Genomic DNA, 19,590 nt, shown 5'->3' with positions numbered 1-19,590 from the left:
AACATGTTGAAGTTAGAACTACTCCCAGGGCAGCTTACATTAGCTCAGTTACGCCAGATTAGTCGCTCACCGCTGCACTTGTCACTGAGCCCTTTAGCGCTAGATGACATTGAAGCCAGCACACAGATTGTTGAGCAAGTGATCGCCGAAGATCGCACCGTCTATGGCATCAATACGGGCTTTGGTTTGCTGGCCAACACTCGAATTGAGCCTGACGATCTTGAAGTGCTGCAAAAGAGTATCGTGCTGTCGCACGCCGCGGGTATTGGCAAGCTGATGAGTGATCAAACCGTCAGACTGATGATGGTGCTGAAGATCAACAGCCTAGCTCGTGGTTTCTCCGGTATTCGCCTCAAAGTCATTAACGCATTGATTGAGTTGGTTAACTCACAAGTGTATCCATGCGTCCCGCAAAAAGGCTCCGTCGGTGCATCAGGGGATCTCGCCCCGCTTGCTCATATGAGTACGATATTACTCGGCGAAGGCGAAGCACGTCACAATGGCAGAATCATCAGCGGACTCGAAGCGCTGCAAATTGCCGGACTTGAGCCAGTTACCCTCGCCCCGAAAGAAGGGCTGGCGCTACTAAACGGCACCCAAGCTTCTACCGCCTTTGCTCTAGAGGGACTATTTTTGGCTGAAGATCTGTTTGCGTCAGCCACCTTATGCGGTGCGATGTCAGTAGAAGCCGCGCTTGGTAGTCGTCGACCATTCGATCCGCGCATTCATCGCGTACGTGGTCATCGCTCACAAATGGACGCTGCCCACGCTTATCGTCACCTTCTTGGCAACAGCAGTGAAATTGGCAACTCCCACCAAGGCTGCGAAAAGGTTCAAGATCCCTACTCCCTTCGCTGCCAACCACAAGTCATGGGGGCGTGTTTACAGCAAATCCGCAATGCCGCAGATAGCCTGCAAGTGGAAGCTAACTCGGTATCGGACAATCCGTTAGTCTTTGCTGACGATGGCGATATTATCTCTGGTGGTAACTTCCATGCAGAGCCAGTCGCTATGGCAGCCGATGGTTTAGCACTGGCTATCGCAGAGATTGGTAGCTTGTCAGAACGAAGAATGGCACTGCTCATCGACAGTGCATTAAGCAAATTGCCACCGTTCTTGGTCGATAACGGCGGGGTCAATTCTGGCTTTATGATTGCTCAAGTTACCTCTGCCGCACTGGCGAGCGAAAACAAAACCCTGGCACATCCTGCCTCTGTAGATAGCTTACCAACGTCTGCCAACCAAGAAGATCATGTTTCTATGGCGACGTTTGCTGCGAGAAGGCTGAAAGACATGGCGGAGAATACCCGAGGGATCCTTGCTGTTGAGTATCTTGCTGCCGCACAAGGGCTCGACTTTAGGGCACCACTGAACTCTGCACCTCTTGTTGAGCAGGGTAAACAAATCCTACGAGAAGTGGTGCCGTTTTATGATAAAGACCGCTACTTTGCTCCTGACATTGCTAAAGCCAACGAAATCATAAAGCTGTCGCTTCACAATGCCCTAATGCCAGCTAACTTACTGCCAAGTATCTAATAGCGTCCGACATCATCACAAAACTAAATTCACTTGCCTAAATAATGGTCTTATTTTGGGTAAGTGAATTTCTCACCTAATGATAAAATCAACATTTAATACGACATTGGTTCAAATCATTGGAATATTCGTCCAAAAAATGTCATTTAAATGCAAATTACACTAATTTGTAGAAGTGCCTTCCAGAAACAATTCAACCCATTCGCTGAACTTATTTTTCATTACTAAATTATGCCTACACTTGCGGGAAGCAAGTGCTCTACTAAACATGCACTGACTCAACGTGCAATTAAAATTTTAAGAGAAGGTATTGGTATGAGACACACAAAAGTCTTAATTTCATTGGCGGCTGTTGGATTGGCTACCAGCCCACTTGTCCATAGTCATGGTTACGTTTCTGCAGTCGAAAACGGTGTAGCGGCGAGTCGTGCTGCGTTATGTAAGTTTCCAAATGCAAATGGCGAAAAGAACAGTAACTGTGGTTCGGTTCAATGGGAACCACAAAGTGTTGAAGGTCCAGAAGGCTTTCCACTATTAGGTCCATCTGACGGTCAAATCGCCAGCGCTGGACTGGTACAGTTTTCTCCACTAAACGAGCAAACCTCAGATCGCTGGGTAAAAACGCCAATCCAAGCGGGTTTACAGAACTTTGAATGGACATTCACAGCAAATCACGTAACCCGTGATTGGAAATACTACATCACTAAACCAAGCTGGAATCCAAACCAGGCATTGAGTCGTGACTCGTTCGATCTAAACCCTTTCTGTGTGGTCGATGGCAACATGCAAAAACCACCAAAACTGACGACTCACCAATGTAATGTCCCTGAACGTGAAGGCTACCAAGTGATCCTAGCTTATTGGGATGTGGGTGATACCGCAGCGGCGTTTTATAACGTGATTGATGTGCAGTTTGAAGGCACCACACCAGGCATTCCTGGCTGGACGCAAGCAGGTACAATCAACCCAACAATGGATCTGAAAGTTGGCGACTCTGTGTATACGCGTGTGTTTGATGCTAACGGTGAGCTGCCAAATCTATCGACCAGCATTACCATTAATTCGAGCGAACAAGGCGCAGCAACCCAATGGTCGCACGCACTAGCAAGTGCCATTAACTCAAGCACGACAGATATCAAAGCAGGCCAAGCAGACAGCAGTGGCAATATCGCTCCAGTATTTGGCGCTAACACTATCTACGTGGCTGATAATAGCGGATTGGATCGCGTTGAAATTGGTTATGACATCGTAACGCCGCCTCCAGCATCAGGTGCTGAGGTAACAGGACTAGAAACGCAATACGTTATTGGCACCGCACCAACTGAACTTGCCCTTACTGTCACGGCGGTCGGTCGAGTAGACGTATCGATGAGTGTCTACAACCACGGTCAAGAAACACTTGCTGGCAGTGAGCTTGCGTTAAACGATGGTGATAGCAAAAATGTTGTCTTAGCTCTTTCTAAGTCTGAGCCTGGCCATCACATGCTGGTTACCCGTGTTCGTGATGAAAAAGGCAACCTGCTTGATCAAACCACGCAAGATTTTATGCTCGTCGACCAGACTGCACCGACTGACTACGACTTTGTATTCCCGACGGGTGTAGAAAGCTACACAGAAGGTACCAAAGTACTGGCAAGCGACGGCGCTATTTATCAATGTAAGCCGTTCCCACACTCAGGATACTGCAAGCAGTGGTCTCCTACAGCGACTCAGTTCGAACCAGGCACCGGCAGTCACTGGGATTCAGCTTGGAACAAACTTAACTAACCATTTCTAGCAATAAGGCTCCAAAACGTTTGGAGCCTTTTTTGTTTGTGCGTTTACGATTTCGCAGCCTTTATCGCTACAACGAACATACAACCTAAACATTTCCATAACCTTCTGATATATTGAACTTGTTTAATTCATAAAAATGATGTCAGTTAATCAATGTAAGGTGATAGAAATGGATCTTCGTCATCTGGTCGCGCTAGGCGGCCTCGCGTGTACAGCAACCTCTCCGACCCTGGCGGGTCAATTTCATATGGCCGGCGGCGCGTTTTTTTCCGAGGCCGATACCTCTATCGGTGTCACAAACCCAAACACAGGCAATGACTTTGACTTAGATTTTGAATCGGATCTAAGCCTCAAAGAACGCTCAACACTACCTTACCTTTTGGTCGGCTATGACTTTAACGAGCGTCATGGCATCTTTTTAGATTGGCGTAGCCTTCATCGCAAAGCGAGTAATACGGTCGTCACTAAACCGTTTCAATTGCCTGATTCAAATACTGAAGTGCAAGCAGGCGCGCGCCTCGATTCAACACTCAACATCGACATCTTGCGCTTTGGCTACAACTATAAGTTCTACGATGGTGAAGATTGGGACTGGAAAGCCTCCATTGGTCTTCACATAATGAATTTCAATGTCGGCTTTGGAGGCGAACTTGGTTACCGTGTTGATCAAGATGACCCAACCCTCATTCCAGTCAAAGATGAAGAGTTTACCGATCTCACCGCACCATTGCCCAATATTGGCTTAATCACTGACTATAGGATTACTGACAATTGGCACCTATTAGGCCACGCGCAGGTGTTTGCCCTCAGTATCGAAGAAATCTCAGGACTGCTTCTCGATTTAGGTGCTGGCATCGAATACAAGTTCACTGAAGATTTTGGCCTAGCGGCGACTTACAGCTATTACGAGATTAATGTTGACTACGGCCGAGACTTTGCCGACCTCGATGCAAAGTTTAAGTTCTATAGCCCAATGGCAACGCTGACCTACGCTTTTTAATCAAAAGCTCTCTATTTCAAAATCATAGAGATACAAAAAAGCCCATCATAATCCGATGGGCTTTTTGCTGTCTAAAGAGGGTTAGGCTTCAGCAGGTTGCTCGACAAGATCTTCAACCATAGCTATGGCAAGCGCCTCAGCAACTTTGATGCCGTCGATACCGGCAGAAAGAATACCGCCCGCGTAGCCTGCACCTTCACCAGCTGGGTAGAAGCCTTTCAAGTTAACGCTTTGATAGTCTTTACCACGTTTAATGCATATTGGTGAGGAAGTACGAGTTTCAACACCCGTCAATAGGCCATCTGCACCAGAGAAACCTTTGATTTTCTTGTCGAACGCAGGGATCGCTTCACGAATGGCTTCAATAGCAAAATCCGGTAACGCCTTAGACAAGTCTGTCAGTTTGATACCCGGTGTGAACGATGGCTCAACATCACCTAGTGCGCTTGGATCGTTACCTTTTAAGAAATCGCCAATTTTCTGTGCTGGCGCATCGTAGTTTTCACCGCCTAGAAGGTAAGCGTTACTTTCTAGTTCACGCTGGAAGCGAATACCTGCCAGTGGATCACCTGGGTAATCCTGATCTGGAGAGATGCCCACTACAATCGCACTGTTGGCATTGCGCTCTGCACGAGAGTATTGGCTCATGCCATTGGTCACCACTCGACCTTCTTCCGACGTCGCCGCAACAACCGTACCGCCAGGACACATACAGAAGCTGTATACCGTGCGACCATTTTTACAATGGTGAACCAGTTTGTAGTCAGCCGCACCCAAGATTGGGTTACCTGCGTTTGGACCAAAGCGCGCTTCGTCAATCACTGATTGTTTGTGTTCAATACGGAAGCCGACAGAGAAGGGCTTCGCTTCCATATACACGCCACGATCGTGCAGCATTTCAAACGTATCACGAGCACTGTGACCTACTGCTAGTACCACATAGCGAGTTTTGATCTCTTCGCCGCTCGATAGTGTTAGACCCGTGATTTGGTCGTTTTCCATGTGAATGTCATCAACACGCGTGCTAAAGCGGATCTCACCACCTAGCTCAATGATTGTCGCGCGCATCTTTTCAATCATGGTCACCAATTTAAAGGTACCAATGTGAGGCTTGCTCACATACAGGATCTCTTCAGGTGCACCTGCAGCGACGAATTCTTCAATCACCTTACGGCCATAGTGTTTTGGATCTTTCACTTGGCTATAAAGCTTGCCGTCAGAGAACGTACCCGCACCGCCTTCACCGAACTGTACGTTCGATTCAGGGTTAAGCGTACGCTTTCGCCAGAAACCGAAGGTATCTTTAGTACGCTCACGAACCTCTTTACCACGTTCAACAATAATTGGCTTAAAGCCCATTTGTGCCAAAATCAGTCCTGCAAACAAGCCACATGGGCCAAAGCCGATGACGACTGGTCGCTCAGCCTGGTTTACTGGTGCTTTCGCAACAAACTTGTACTCCATATCTGGGGTGACTTTGACGTGTGGGTCATCAGCAAACTTCTCTAGCAGAGCCGCTTCATTCTTCACTTCAATATCTAGAGTGTAGATAAGCAAAATGCGTGTTTTCTTGCGCGCATCATAGCCACGCTTGAACACATTGAATGAAACAACTTGATCTGAAGAAATACCAAGTTTTTTTAGGATGGCTTGAGAAATTTCGCCTTCCTCGTGATCAAGAGGAAGTTTGATTTCAGTTAAACGTATCATGGAGGGTCTCGCGTCGTTGGTGTCTTAGCTTACAAACCCGTTCTCTAAACCGAATGGCTTAAACTTAAGGCTTGCTCGCTCACAATGGCGCGCATTTTACGTTAACTTGATTTGTCTGTCATACTTAATTGCGACTTAGACGGGTGATAAAGGGATCAAGTAGCGCCAAGATATTGAATTTTGCGCTCGGATCAGTATTATCGCCCCTCCACAAATTTGGCTAATAAGAGTTCACCATCATGGCATTTGTCGTTACCGATAACTGTATTCAATGTAAATATACCGACTGTGTCGCGGTATGCCCTGCTGACGCCTTTCACGAAGGCCCAAATTTCATGGTGATCAACCCAATCGAATGCATTGACTGTGGACTGTGCGTACCTGAATGTGACGCTCAAGCTATTTTCCAAGAAGATGAGCTCACCGATGACCAACACGTGTTTATCGAACTCAACGCAGAGCTTTCGGAAGTATGGCCAGTTCAAACTGAAGTCAAACCCGCAATGGATGAAGCAGAGAAGTGGAATGGCGTACCAAACAAACTTGGGATGCTAGAGAAGTAGCCCTGAAGGGTATCGTCACCCCTGCGCAGGCAGGGGTCTACTCAAGTCTCGCGCCAGTTTTTAACTAAGCTGATTTTTAACTATGCTGACGACGATAGTTATCCATGATAATACCGGTCGCCATAGCCACATTTAACGATTCTGCGCCGCCGAACGCCGGAATGGTGATTTTATCCGTAACATAATGCTCAGCTTCAGCACGTACACCGTGCGACTCACTGCCCATCAACAAGATACCTTGCTGAGAAAAGTTTGTCGTGTGAACGCTTTTCCCTTCTAAGAACGCTCCATATACCGGTATTTTTGCTTCATTGAGATAACGAGGTAAGTCGAGCAGCGTGACCTGAACTCGTCCAAAACTGCCCATCGTGGCGCGGATTGTTTTAGGGTTGTACGGATCCGCACAATCGGTACTTGCGACAATGTGTTTAATACCGTACCAATCAGCAATACGAATGATGGTGCCTAGGTTGCCAGGATCAGAAACGCCATCCAACGCGATCATCATACCTTTTGGTTCCGGTGCATCTGTCTGAGGGATCTCAACCACTGCAACTGCCGCATTGTTGCTAACAAGCGAACTCGCTTTTGTCAGTTCATCTAAGGTCGCTTCAATACACTCATAAGCACGAAGCTCACTAGCATGCTTAGCTAAGAAGTCTGATGTGGCAAAGACTTGCTTTACCTTCAATGACGTCTCGACAAGCTCAAGCACATTCTTTTCGCCTTCCACCAAAAATAGGCCGTGTGCTTTACGCTGTTTTTTCTGCCCAAGGGCTCTCAGCAGTTTTAGTTGGTTTTTTGAAATCATTGTCTTACCTCAGATAAAAGCGGGCGCATTATATACTTAATTGGCAAAACTATGCGAGCACGGATGCTAGCCCGGATTTGAGCAATACTAACAGCATAGTCAAAACTCATACTTTTGAAGCAAAACTATCGTTTTTCGATCAAACTAAGAAAAACCACTAATCAACCTCCACTAGCAAACGTTTCCCTAGTTTGGCTGGAAATTAATTTTCAAAATAATTTCCAGCCATAATTTTATTAACCTTATGATTAATTGGCACTAATAAAGCGAAGCTAAAAAACAACGTCACTTTTGGAGAATTCAGCGCTTGACTCTGTGATTTACATCACCATAATACGCGCCGTTTGCCTGAAATACAGGTAAACGTACGAATAAACATATTTAGTGAATTGTGAGGTATCAGATGTCTGCGGATAACAACTACAGTTTAGGGCCAGTTCCGGCAACGGCCAGGAAGGGAGTCGCTTCATTAACCATGGTAATGCTTGGTTTGACCTTCTTCTCCGCAAGTATGTGGACCGGTGGTTCCCTCGGTACTGGACTTGCTTTCAATGATTTCTTCCTCGCTGTTCTCATCGGTAACCTCATCCTCGGTATTTACACTTCTTTCCTCGGTTACATCGGCGCTTCTACTGGTCTCTCTACTCACCTCCTTGCTCGTTTCTCTTTTGGTTCTAAAGGCTCTTGGCTTCCTTCTGTGCTCCTTGGCGGTACTCAAGTCGGTTGGTTTGGTGTTGGCGTCGCCATGTTCGCTATCCCAGTACAAAAAGCGACCGGCATTGATACCAATATCCTGATTTTGGTGAGCGGTCTGTTGATGACAGCGACGGTTTACTTTGGCATTTCCGCATTGATGGTGTTGTCAGCTATCGCGGTTCCTGCTATCGCACTATTGGGTGGTTACTCTGTACTGACGGCGGTAGATAGCGCTGGCGGAGTTGCCGAACTGCAAAAAATCCAACCTGCTGAACCATTAGATTTCTCTGTTGCACTTGCGATGGTAGTGGGTTCGTTTGTGAGTGCGGGTACACTTACCGCTGACTTCGTACGCTTCGGTAAAAAGCCAATGGGTGCAGTCTTCATCACCATGGTGGCGTTCTTTATTGGTAACTCGCTGATGTTCATCTTCGGCGCTGCCGGCGCATCGGTAACAGGCCAGTCAGATATCTCTGAAGTGATGATCGCTCAAGGTCTATTGCTACCTGCCATCATCGTACTAGGTCTGAACATCTGGACTACCAACGACAACGCGCTTTACGCCTCTGGCCTTGGTTTCTCTAACGTCACCGGTTTACCAAGTAAATACTTGTCGATGGCAAACGGTGTTGTCGGTACTTTGTGTGCACTTTGGCTATACAACAACTTTGTAGGCTGGTTAACGTTCCTATCTTTGGCTATCCCACCAATCGGCGGCGTGATCATCGCAGACTTCCTGATCAACCGTAAGCGTTACGCAAATTTTGAAACAGCAAAATTCCAAACGGTAAACTGGGCAGGTATCATTGCCGTGGCGCTTGGTGTTGCAGCTGGTAACTTCTTACCTGGCGTTGTGCCACTAAATGCCGTACTTGGTGGCGCGTTAAGCTATCTTGTACTAAACCGTCTTCTTAATGCAAAAACTGCTCAGCTAGAAAACGCTGACGCTTAATTACTAGGAATTTGATGCCATGTCATCTTTGCTTATTCAAAACGCAACCATCAATGGTCAACAAGGCCAGTTCGATATTCTTATCGAAGAAGGGGTGTTTAAAGCGATTGAAACAGCAGGAACCAAATCGTTCACTGCTGACCGTGTGATTGACGCAACGGGTCAAATGGCAACTGCGCCATTTTGTGAGCCACACATCCACCTCGACACGACGCAAACTGCGGGTGAACCGAGCTGGAACATTTCTGGTACGCTGTTTGAAGGTATCGAGCGCTGGGCTGAGCGCAAGGCTATGCTTTCTATTGAAGATGTGAAAAGCCGTGCTAAGCAAACCTTAAAATGGCAAATTGCCAACGGCATTCAACACGTGCGTACCCACGTCGATGTGTCTGACCCAACACTCACCGCACTAAAAGCAATGGTTGAAGTGCGTGAAGAGATGAAACAGTGGGTAGACATCCAAATCGTAGCGTTCCCGCAAGAAGGCATTTTGTCTTACCCAAATGGCAAAGAACTACTTGAAGAAGCAGTTAAACTGGGTGCAGACGTGATTGGTGCAATCCCACACTTCGAATTCACTCGTGAATACGGTGTGGAATCTCTGCATTATGTGTTTGAACTTGCGCGTAAATACGACTGCTTGATTGATGTTCACTGTGACGAAATCGATGACGAGCAATCACGCTTTGTAGAAACACTTGCAGCCTTGGCACACAAGTTCAACATGGGTGACCGCGTAACCGCTAGCCACACAACGGCAATGGGCTCATACAATGGTGCCTACGCGTCACGACTATTTAGATTGCTGAAAATGTCTGGTATTAGCTTTGTAGCGAACCCATTGGTGAACATTCACCTACAAGGTCGCTTCGATGACTATCCGAAACGTCGCGGCGTCACACGTGTCAAAGAAATGCTAGCAGCAAATATCAATATTTGTTTCGGTCATGACGATGTGTTTGACCCTTGGTACCCATTAGGCACAGCAAATATGCTGCAAGTTCTGCATATGGGACTGCACGTTTGCCAAGTGATGGGTTACGACCAAATCAACCAATCGTTGGATATGATCAGTCACAACTCAGCCAAGGCACTAAACATTCACCACAATTATGGGATTGAAGCTGGAAAGCCCGGCAGCCTGTTGTTGCTACCTGCAGAAAACGGCTTCGATGCCGTTCGCCGTCAAGTTCCAGTAGGCTACTCTATCCGCAAAGGTGAAGTGATTGCCCACACCAAACCGGCAGAAACCTCAATTCACTTAGGCACTGAAGAAAGCGTTACATTCCAACGTTAACTGTCTTCAACCGGGAGGCTAGCCTCAAAACACCAGTGCAAGCGACAAAATCGCTTGCATTTTTTTTACGATTTAACAAGAAATTCATTTAAACCCTCGATAGGTGGTGGTACACTGCTCGTGCTCTGGAGTTCAGAGAGTTATTTAAAGTAAGAGTAAAAAGAGTACGATAAGTTTTGTCAGATTTTCCCCTAGGGTATTTGTCATTCGTTTTATCCATTTACAGCTTGATTAAATAAACAGAACCACAAAGCGAGACCGCCTAAAGGCAAAAATTTTTAATCTGAAAAGTAAGGGACATAATATGTCTAGCACAAATACTGGCACTGTAAAATGGTTTAACGAAGAGAAAGGCTACGGCTTCATCGCACAAGAGAACGGTCCAGACGTATTCGTTCACTTCCGCGCTATCTCTGGTGACGGTTTCAAAACTCTAAAAGAAGGCCAAGCGGTTTCTTTTGGTGTTGAGCAAGGCCAAAAAGGCCCACAAGCTGTTAACGTTGTTCCAGCTTAATAACGCAGCTTCGTAAGAATGCTAAAAGGCCTCGAGAAATCGAGGCCTTTTTCTTTTCTGTCTGTCTAAGAACCCTCACTACCCACACTCGTCAAAAGTCGAGATAGAATCCCAACTCGACATTGCTGCTGTCTTCGATCGGTCTACCTGGACGCACACGATATTGACCCTTTGTGTACTTCACATACGGTTGAACATAAGGCGTGTTCACTGTCGCTGAAATGTCGTAGCTACTGCGCGTACTGTTTTCAAACCCATGCTGTGATGTCAACACATCCACATTGTAACTAACACCAATATCCAGCAAAGGGTGAACGCTATAGCTTGCGCCTAAGGTGTTTTTCCACTCCCGGCGATGATTAGCGTAATCAATAGGCTCTGGCAGTTCTACAGCTTTGCTGGTATCTCGCCATTGATAATAAGTATCCCAATAAACAAATAACGATGGTGCAGCCGAGTAACCATACATAAATCCAACGTCGTGGATGTCGATAGTGTCGTCAAACCCATATTGACCATAAACGTTGAAGTAATGGTTGCCCGTAAGCCAATCGTAACTCGCACCGAATTGCAGATAGCGATCGGTATCAACCTCCGCACTTAAAGTGACGCTATCCGTCGCTGCCACATCTATACCGAAAACACCAATGACTTCATCTTGATACTTTGTCGCTTGAATATTGAAATCAACGATCTCTCTTTGTGATTCACTGGCAGTAGCAAAAGATGGAATGAGCGATGAAGAGAGTAAAGCAAGGGTGAGCAATCCGTGGCGTGACGTCTTCCATGGTAAATAGACGTGTCGCATGTCATGGTTCTCTATGGCAATTTGAGGGAAGAAAGCTAATCTTCTGAAACAAGGATAGCTTCAGAAAGTACCACTATGATGCGCGTTTTTAGCTATTTAGAAAACTGAGCTAGATATATAGCTGACATTTAGGCTATAAATATCAGCACCGATACACAAGTGCTATATTCAAGAAAAACCGAAGCCCATAGGACTTCGGTTTCGACAGGTTCAATATTTATTCAAACCAGGTTAGAAGAAACCCAATGGGCTGGTTGAATAGCTAACCAACAGGTTCTTGGTGTTTTGGTAGTGACCCAGTGCCAGCTTATGAGTTTCGCGGCCGATGCCCGATTTCTTATAGCCACCGAACGCGGCATGTGCTGGATAGGCGTGATAGCAGTTCACCCATACTCGACCAGCTTGAATTTCTCTACCCATGCGATATGCCAAGTTGCCGTTTCGCGTCCAAACTCCAGCACCTAATCCGTAGTCTGTATCATTGGCAATCGCCAACGCTTCCGCTTCATCTTTGAACGTGGTGATCGCAATCACCGGACCAAAGATCTCTTCTTGGAACACGCGCATTTTGTTGTTACCTGCAAGCATAGTTGGCTGAATGTAATAACCTTGCTCTAAATCGCCCTCTTGCTTACTCATGTCTCCACCAATGATCACTTTCGCGCCTTCTTGACGACCAATCTCAAGGTAGCTCATGATCTTATCAAACTGCTCTTGTGAAGCTTGAGCACCAACTTGCGTGGTAACATCGAGTGGGTTGCCTTGTTTGATGCCACGAGAACGCTCTTCAAGCTTGGCAATGAACTTATCATAGATCGACTCTTGCACTAACACACGTGATGGACAAGTACATACCTCACCTTGGTTAAAGAACGCAAGCAATGTACCTTCAATACACTTATCTAGATAATCGTCGTCTTGATCGAAAATATCTTCAAAATACACATTTGGAGATTTACCTCCCAACTCGACTGTCGATGGAATCAAACTCTCTGCTGCGCATTTCAAGATATGGTGGCCGATTTCGGTAGAACCTGTGAAGGCTAACTTGTTGATACGTTCACTCGTCGCCAAGGCCTGACCTGCTTCTGCGCCGTAACCATTAACAATGTTCACCACACCTGGTGGTAGTAAGTGACCAATTTTCTCCATCAGCATCAAAATAGACGCGGGCGTTTGCTCCGCTGGCTTGAGTACCACGCAGCACCCTGCCGCCAGTGCAGGTGCCAGTTTCCATGCAGCCATTAACATCGGAAAGTTCCAAGGAATAATTTGCCCAACAACACCAACGGGTTCTGGGAAATGATAGCTCGCCGTTGTAGCATCGATATCGGCCGCTGTGCCCTCTTGCGCTCGGATACAGCCGGCAAAGTAACGGAAATGATCCACCGCTAAAGGAAGATCCGCAGCTAGCGTTTCACGAACGGGTTTCCCATTCTCCCAGGTTTCAGCGACAGCAAGCGCTTCAAGGTTCTGTTCAATTGCATCCGCAATTTTCAGCATAATATTGGCGCGCTGCTCAACACTGGTTTTACCCCAAGCTTCTCTTGCAGCGTGTGCCGCATCCAGCGCTAGATTGATGTCTGCTTCACCTGAGCGAGGAACCTCACAAAACGGTTTGCCATTTACTGGTGACACGTTGTCAAAATACTGGCCATTTACTGGCGCTACCCACTCGCCTCCGATGTAGTTTTCGTAACGGCTTTTATAGCTGACGACGGCGTTTTCTGTTCCTGGTTGAGCGTAAATCATGTTCATTCCTTTTTCTATTTTTCAGACTGTTGGCAGCACTTTTGCAACAACAAAAACAAGCGGTTGCAAAAACGTACAGTGATAAAGGCAACATTTACGCCAAGCCAAATGCTTTAAATGTTATAATTATGTAAATTTATGATTAATATATTTTTATTGTACTGCCTTTGGGTGACACTCATTGAGGTCATCAAACCCACACTGTTACAAGATGCCACAGTGTGTCACACACCGCTGTTACAGATTGGCACAGTCACTACAAGCCATTGAACAGCGAAGAATAATCGAAAGAGAACCGTCGGTCTTATCGGCAGAGAAACTGGAACACTCACATTCGGGAACGTTATGTTAGTTACTCAGATACAAAACAACAAAACTTGGTTAAAAGACTCTTGGCGACGCAGCGTACTCGCAGGTTTAAGCAGTCGAAAGCAGCCCGACGACCGACGCATCGATGGCGAAGAAATCAAGTCACGCGCCGAGCAGCACCAGTCACTCATCCAAGTAGTTGAACAGCATGCCTATCCGTTGTTTTGTCAAATATTCTCCCGTACCGACAGTCGTCTGATCCTCGCCGATACTCAAGGCGCCATTATTAAAACATGGGGACAAAAACGCTTTCGCGAAAAACTTACCGAAATTGCCCTCGACCAAGGGGTGGTCTGGGATGAAAAGCTCAAAGGTACCAACGCCATTGGTACGGCATTAATAGAAAAGCGCCCTATTTCGGTTATCGGCGGCGAACATTTCATTCGTGACCACCAATTTATCAGTTGTACCGCCAGCCCCATTTTTGCTCCCGACGGCAGTTTGCTTGCGGTGCTCGATGTCACTAGCGAATACCAAACTCATAACGATGCGACTCAAGTACTCATTCAATCTATGGTGCAAAAAGTCGAGAGTGAGCTACTCAATCATATTCCAGACGCCGCTCTGCGTATTCGTATCGGTCATGACCGTTCCGTACTGGACAGCGGCTGGCAAGGTATTGTCGTCACCGATAAAAACGGCCAAGTACTGGCGCAAAACGCTATCGCATCAAGTGTTCTTGCCAACCAAATCCAACCTGGAGATGCCATCGATAGTGTCATCGGATCGCTGACCATGAACCAAATAAGTAAAACCGCGCAGTTTTACTATCAGGTTGAAGCGGTGCGCGGCAAAGCAAAGATTCCATTAAGCAGCATCGTGAGCTCTCCGAACAAACCGCGTCCCTGCCCGCTTCACTTCGGAGACAGCAATATTGAGCAGTTATGGACACAAGCGGCCAAAGTCATGGACAAGCGAATTAGCTTAGTCATTGGCGGTGAAACTGGCTGCGGGAAAAATGAACTGGTTAAAGCGCTGCATCAGCAAAGTGACTTGGCAGACAAGCCCCTTATCTCTATCAATTGTGGTGCGCTTCCTAAAGATTTGATTGAGTCGGAGCTGTTTGGCTACGCCCCTGGAGCCTTCACTGGAGCCAATAATAAAGGCTTTGAAGGCAAGTTTCGCCAAGCCAATGGCGGCATACTGTTTCTCGATGAGATAGGCGATCTGCCACTGTCTGCGCAATCTCGTCTGTTGCATGTTCTACAAGATAAAGTGGTCTCTCCCGTCGGCTCTCCAAAAACCTACCCTGTTGATGTTTACGTGATTGCCGCCACACATGCTAACCTACCGCAGCAGGTTGCCAGCGGTGAGTTTCGTGAAGATCTCTGGTATCGACTTGAAGGGTTAACCATTACCTTGCCACCAGCAAGAGAGCGTGACGATCTCGACGCGCTTATCTGCCAGCTGTTTCACCGTGAAGCACCAAAGCAAACCCTTTCCCCTTCTCTATTGGATGCCATGATTCACTATCAATGGCCTGGAAACATTCGAGAAATCGTCTCCGCGTGCCGTTTGCTGGCAGCGCTGTGTGATGAAGAGATAATCACACCCGCATCTATCCCAACTAGCCTCCACCAAAAATGGTTTGCGTTAAAAACGGCAGACGACACCAACAAACAAAACTTACGTTCTACACTGGATCAAACACTGATCGCGACCTTTAATAAAACCAAAGGTAACGTCAGCCAGACGTCACGATTACTCGGTATTAGTCGCAACACCATCTACCGAAAACTGAAAAAACTCGGCTACAACCAACCGTAATCGTAATGACAAATATCTTTTGTTAGACATGAGGGATGATTTGTCCGTTAATGCGCACAAATCTTGAGTAAGCGCTCCACAACAATAAGCACTCAAGATCCTATTCGTGAGCATCATGGAAGATCATCACGAGGTTTGATTTTTCAGGTAAATGCTTCTTCTCAATCATCAAATCGAGCAACAATTCGAATCATATACCTTAAGCAAGTATAGAGATGAGCGACAGCCTGAACACATGATAAGTGAGACACGCTGTGACAACGACTTCAAAGCTTGACCGCGTACGTGCGGATTATAACGTCCAATACTGGAGCCAAAATTTCTTCGGAATCAATGACGAAGGGGATGTCATTGTTTCTCCACATAAAAATGGACAGCACCAAGTACCACTAACCAAAATTGCTAAAGCTCTGGAAGATAAAGGGCTGACGCTACCGGCATTGGTACGCTTTCCACAAATCATCCACCAACGCGTTCATGGTATCTGTGATGCTTTCAACCAAGCTATTCAAGATTACGGTTACCAGAACCAGTACTTGTTGGTCTACCCAATTAAAGTAAACCAACAAAAAGATGTGGTTGAGCAAATCCTAGAGAGCCAAGCGGAAGCAGAAACCAAGCAGCTTGGTCTAGAAGCAGGCAGTAAACCAGAATTGATGGCCGTCCTTGCGATGGCACAACGTGCCAGCTCTGTGATCGTTTGCAACGGCTACAAAGACCGTGAATATGTGCGTTTGGCACTGATTGGCGAAAAGCTGGGGCACAAAGTTTTCATCGTACTCGAGAAGCTCTCTGAACTTGATATCGTACTAAAAGAAGCAGCAGCACTTAACGTAAAACCACGAGTGGGTTTGCGTATACGCCTAGCCTCTCAAGGTGCGGGTAAATGGCAATCTAGTGGTGGTGACAAATCTAAATTCGGCTTGTCTGCCTCTCAAGTACTGCAAGTTGTCGACCGCCTAAAAGCGCAAGACCAATTGGATATGCTGCAACTTGTGCATTTCCATTTAGGCTCGCAGATGGCCAACATTCGCGATGTGCGAAATGGGGTAAACGAAGCGGCTCGCTTCTACTGTGAACTTCGCAAGATGTCTGTACCTATCTCCTATTTCGATGTAGGCGGTGGTCTAGCGGTCGATTATGACGGTACGCGCAGTCAGTCGAGCAGTTCTATGAACTACGGACTTGCCGAGTACGCTCGTAACATCGTGAGTACCGTTGGCGACGTATGTGCGCTCTACGAAGAAACCGCACCGGTAATTATTTCTGAGTCCGGTCGCTCGCTAACCGCGCACCACGCGGTACTGATCACCAATGTGATTGGCACAGAAAGCTATAATGTTCAGTCTGTTGACGCTCCAGCAGAAGAGGCTCATCCTCTGCTTCAAAATATGTGGCAAAACTGGCAGAGCCTAAAAGGCGGCACTGATGCTCGCGCTGTCATCGAGATTTACAACGATACACAAAGCGATCTAACAGAAGCACACACCTTGTTTGCATCTGGTGTAGTTGATCTGCATCAGCGTGCCTGGGTAGAGCAGCTCAGTCTAAGCATTTACGGTGAATTACATCGCCAAATGGACAACAAGAATCGCTTCCACAGACCGATTATTGATGAGCTTAACGAACGATTAGCAGACAAGTTTTTTGTGAACTTCTCTCTATTCCAGTCGATGCCAGACGCTTGGGGTATTGAACAGGTATTCCCAGTATTACCACTATCGGGTCTCGGTGGTGAAGAGCAAACGCGCGCGATCATGCTTGATATTACCTGTGACTCTGATGGTACCGTTAAGCAATATGTTGATGGCCAAGGTATTGAATCTACGCTACCAGTACCTGCTTGGAACAAAGATGAACCCTACCTAATGGGCTTTTTCCTTGTTGGTGCGTACCAAGAGATCCTTGGTGACATGCACAACCTGTTTGGCGATACACACAGTGCCGTTGTTAACGTTACTGACGAAGGCGAGTTTGAATTTACCGCCATCGACGTGGGTGACACTGTTGAAGACATGATGCGCTACGTTCACATCGACGTAGACGCGATTAAAAAGAACTACAAAGAGCTGGTTGAACGCCACATAGCGGCTGACGAACAAGCGCTTATTTTAGAAGAACTAGAGTGCGGCTTAACTGGCTACACCTATTTAGAGGATTTTTAAATGAATGATTTGTTTACTAAAACTGATTATTCACTGTATTCGAACGCAATGACCTTCTTGCGTCGACCTTACGTGAAAAACCCAGTATCTGCGGACGCAGACGTGGTGGTTTTTGGTGTACCTCTAGACATGGCGACTTCCGGTCGCCCTGGCGCTCGCATGGGGCCAGACGCGATTCGCCGCGCTTCGGTTAACCTAGCTTGGGAAGGCAAGAAATTCCCATGGGATTTCAACGTTTTCGACAAGACCAAAGTGATTGACTCTGGTGACTTGGTGTTCGATACCGGTGATGCTGAAGACTTCACTTACCGTTTGGAAGCAGCGACGAGCGAGATTCTAAAAAGCGGTAAAACCATGCTTGCTTTAGGGGGTGATCACTTCATCACTCTACCTATTTTGCGCGCTTACGCTAAACATCATGGTGAGATGGCATTGATTCACTTCGATGCTCACACAGACACGTACTCAAACGGCAGTAACTACGACCACGGTACTATGTTTTACCATGCACCAAAAGAAGGTCTTATTTCTGCTAAGCACTCCGTGCAAATTGGTATTCGTACTGAATACGACGACCACGGCTTTAACGTGATCAACGCCATGCAAGCGAACGATCAAAGCGCAGAAGAAATTGTGACTCAGATCCGCAGCATCATTGGCGATAAGCCCGTGTATATCACCTTTGATATTGACTGTTTAGATCCAGCGTTTGCTCCTGGTACAGGTACTCCGGTTTGTGGCGGTTTGAACTCGGACAAAGTTCTGAAAATCATCCGCGGTCTAGCAGGTATCAACGTCGTGGGTATGGATGTGGTAGAAGTGTCACCTCCTTACGACCAAAGCGATCTTACTGCACTAGCAGGAGCAACCATCGCACTTGAGCTACTTTATGTATGGGCAAGTAAGGAAAACAAGGAATAGAAACTAACACAGTGGGGCATTCAGCCTCACTGCTTTTTTAACACTGCGCCCTTGTTGATTCACCTTAAGCAAATTGATGTCAGCCTACAGTCGTCTTGCTCGTAAACTAGTGGTAAGCTCCACGGTTCTTTGGCTCGTGTGCCTTCTCTGTTATTGCATCAGGACTCCTACTGTATGTCTAAATCTGACCCTGCTAATGAAATCATCGATAACTTTGTGGCACCAAAATGTCAGACTAATGTAGAAATCCTCTATCAAGATGATGATGTTTTACTCATCAATAAACCGAGCGGGTTGTTAAGTTTATCCGGTAAAAATCCACTTAATTGGGATTCGGTGCACTATCGACTAGTAAATGGTCAAAGCGCAACCCAAACTCAAAATGAAACCCCTGCTTTTACAGGGGCAAAATTGCCACATCGGCTCGATTTTGGGACTTCTGGCGTGATGGTTATTGGGCTCAACGACACTGCATCAAAATCTCTTAATCAGCAATTTCAAGATCAGACTGTGCAAAAGCGCTACCTCGCGATGCTAGCGGGATGGGTTGAAGCAGATAGCGGCCAGATATCCGCTCCGATAGCTAAAGATAAAGCTCTATTTCCTCGCGTCAAAATTTGCCACCATACAGGAAAACAAGCCCTCAGTGACTACCAGATCATTCGCCGCCTAGACAACCCACTCAGAACGTTAGTGCAATACTCTCCCATCACCGGTCGCACACATCAATTGCGGATCCATAGCCTTGAGTTCGGCCACCCTATTCTAGGATGCGATCTTTATAACAGCCATCAACTAAATAACGGCTCACAGCGCTTAATGCTACATGCCAGCGACATTTACTTTAACCACCCATCCACTGGCGAGCGCATCCACGGCCATAGTCCTAATCCTTTTTAGCAAAATCGGCGTAAACCATCGCCCGATAAGGTCAACAACGCACTGGTCGAGCC

General features: G+C 46.7%; 15 protein-coding genes. 11 read left to right on the top strand and 4 right to left on the bottom strand.

Going from position 1 to position 19,590, the window contains the following annotated elements:
* The first annotated feature begins 3 nt into the window (after positions 1 to 3).
* The 3 genes from hutH to PG915_RS20810 all read left to right on the top strand — a co-directional run bounded on the left by hutH (position 4) and on the right by PG915_RS20810 (position 4,312).
* Positions 4 to 1,536 (top strand): histidine ammonia-lyase, encoded by a 1,533-nt coding sequence (gene hutH, locus PG915_RS20820; protein ID WP_353498913.1) that lies wholly within the window; start codon positions 4 to 6, stop codon positions 1,534 to 1,536.
* A gap of 315 nt (positions 1,537 to 1,851) precedes the next feature.
* Entirely contained in the window at positions 1,852 to 3,303 is a 1,452-nt protein-coding gene (gene gbpA / locus PG915_RS20815; protein WP_353498912.1) for an N-acetylglucosamine-binding protein GbpA, read from the top strand.
* Between the two features lie 178 nt (positions 3,304 to 3,481).
* Positions 3,482 to 4,312 carry a hypothetical protein gene (locus PG915_RS20810; RefSeq protein WP_353498911.1) on the top strand — a complete coding sequence of 277 codons (831 nt, stop codon included), beginning with the start codon at positions 3,482 to 3,484 and terminating at the stop codon, positions 4,310 to 4,312.
* A gap of 81 nt (positions 4,313 to 4,393) precedes the next feature.
* Here the strand turns inward: PG915_RS20810 and PG915_RS20805 are convergent, their stop codons facing one another.
* Positions 4,394 to 6,022: an NAD(P)/FAD-dependent oxidoreductase gene (locus tag PG915_RS20805; protein ID WP_353498910.1), complete on the bottom strand. Its 1,629-nt coding sequence runs from the start codon at positions 6,020 to 6,022 to the stop codon at positions 4,394 to 4,396.
* Positions 6,023 to 6,261: 239 nt separating this feature from the next.
* Between PG915_RS20805 and fdxA the strand changes: the two genes are divergently transcribed.
* The gene (fdxA, locus tag PG915_RS20800; RefSeq protein WP_042501725.1) at positions 6,262 to 6,585 is read left to right on the top strand and encodes a ferredoxin FdxA; all 324 of its coding nucleotides are present in this window, start codon (positions 6,262 to 6,264) and stop codon (positions 6,583 to 6,585) included.
* 76 nt (positions 6,586 to 6,661) lie between these two features.
* Here the strand turns inward: fdxA and PG915_RS20795 are convergent, their stop codons facing one another.
* Positions 6,662 to 7,396, bottom strand: a complete 735-nt coding sequence (locus PG915_RS20795; protein ID WP_353498909.1) for an RNA methyltransferase — start codon at positions 7,394 to 7,396, stop codon at positions 6,662 to 6,664.
* A gap of 403 nt (positions 7,397 to 7,799) precedes the next feature.
* On the opposite strand from PG915_RS20795, the gene codB reads away from it, so the two are divergent.
* The 3 genes from codB to PG915_RS20780 all read left to right on the top strand — a co-directional run bounded on the left by codB (position 7,800) and on the right by PG915_RS20780 (position 10,855).
* Positions 7,800 to 9,044 (top strand): cytosine permease, encoded by a 1,245-nt coding sequence (codB, locus tag PG915_RS20790; RefSeq protein WP_353498908.1) that lies wholly within the window; start codon positions 7,800 to 7,802, stop codon positions 9,042 to 9,044.
* 19 nt (positions 9,045 to 9,063) lie between these two features.
* The gene (locus PG915_RS20785; RefSeq protein WP_353498907.1) at positions 9,064 to 10,341 is read left to right on the top strand and encodes a cytosine deaminase; all 1,278 of its coding nucleotides are present in this window, start codon (positions 9,064 to 9,066) and stop codon (positions 10,339 to 10,341) included.
* Between the two features lie 304 nt (positions 10,342 to 10,645).
* Positions 10,646 to 10,855 (top strand): cold-shock protein, encoded by a 210-nt coding sequence (locus PG915_RS20780; protein ID WP_353498906.1) that lies wholly within the window; start codon positions 10,646 to 10,648, stop codon positions 10,853 to 10,855.
* A gap of 91 nt (positions 10,856 to 10,946) precedes the next feature.
* Here the strand turns inward: PG915_RS20780 and PG915_RS20775 are convergent, their stop codons facing one another.
* Positions 10,947 to 11,663, bottom strand: a complete 717-nt coding sequence (locus tag PG915_RS20775) for a hypothetical protein (protein ID WP_353498905.1) — start codon at positions 11,661 to 11,663, stop codon at positions 10,947 to 10,949.
* Positions 11,664 to 11,894: 231 nt separating this feature from the next.
* Positions 11,895 to 13,415, bottom strand: a complete 1,521-nt coding sequence (locus PG915_RS20770) for an aldehyde dehydrogenase family protein (RefSeq protein WP_353498904.1) — start codon at positions 13,413 to 13,415, stop codon at positions 11,895 to 11,897.
* A 345-nt stretch (positions 13,416 to 13,760) separates the two neighbouring features.
* Here PG915_RS20770 and PG915_RS20765 point away from each other — a divergent pair, with 345 nt between their 5' ends.
* The 4 genes from PG915_RS20765 to PG915_RS20750 all read left to right on the top strand — a co-directional run bounded on the left by PG915_RS20765 (position 13,761) and on the right by PG915_RS20750 (position 19,537).
* On the top strand, positions 13,761 to 15,551 hold the full coding sequence (locus PG915_RS20765) for a sigma-54-dependent Fis family transcriptional regulator (protein WP_353498903.1): 1,791 nt from the start codon (positions 13,761 to 13,763) through the stop codon (positions 15,549 to 15,551).
* Between the two features lie 254 nt (positions 15,552 to 15,805).
* Complete coding sequence (speA, locus tag PG915_RS20760) at positions 15,806 to 17,716, top strand: arginine decarboxylase (protein WP_353498902.1); 1,911 nt, start codon at positions 15,806 to 15,808, stop codon at positions 17,714 to 17,716.
* Positions 17,717 to 18,637: an agmatinase gene (gene speB / locus PG915_RS20755; RefSeq protein WP_353498901.1), complete on the top strand. Its 921-nt coding sequence runs from the start codon at positions 17,717 to 17,719 to the stop codon at positions 18,635 to 18,637.
* 174 nt (positions 18,638 to 18,811) lie between these two features.
* The gene (locus PG915_RS20750; RefSeq protein WP_353498900.1) at positions 18,812 to 19,537 is read left to right on the top strand and encodes an RluA family pseudouridine synthase; all 726 of its coding nucleotides are present in this window, start codon (positions 18,812 to 18,814) and stop codon (positions 19,535 to 19,537) included.
* Positions 19,538 to 19,590 lie beyond the last annotated feature (53 nt).

It is taken from the genome of Vibrio sp. CB1-14, assembly GCF_040412085.2.
Lineage (GTDB): Bacteria > Pseudomonadota > Gammaproteobacteria > Enterobacterales > Vibrionaceae > Vibrio > Vibrio chaetopteri.
This window is presented reverse-complemented; position numbering and strand designations above follow the sequence as displayed.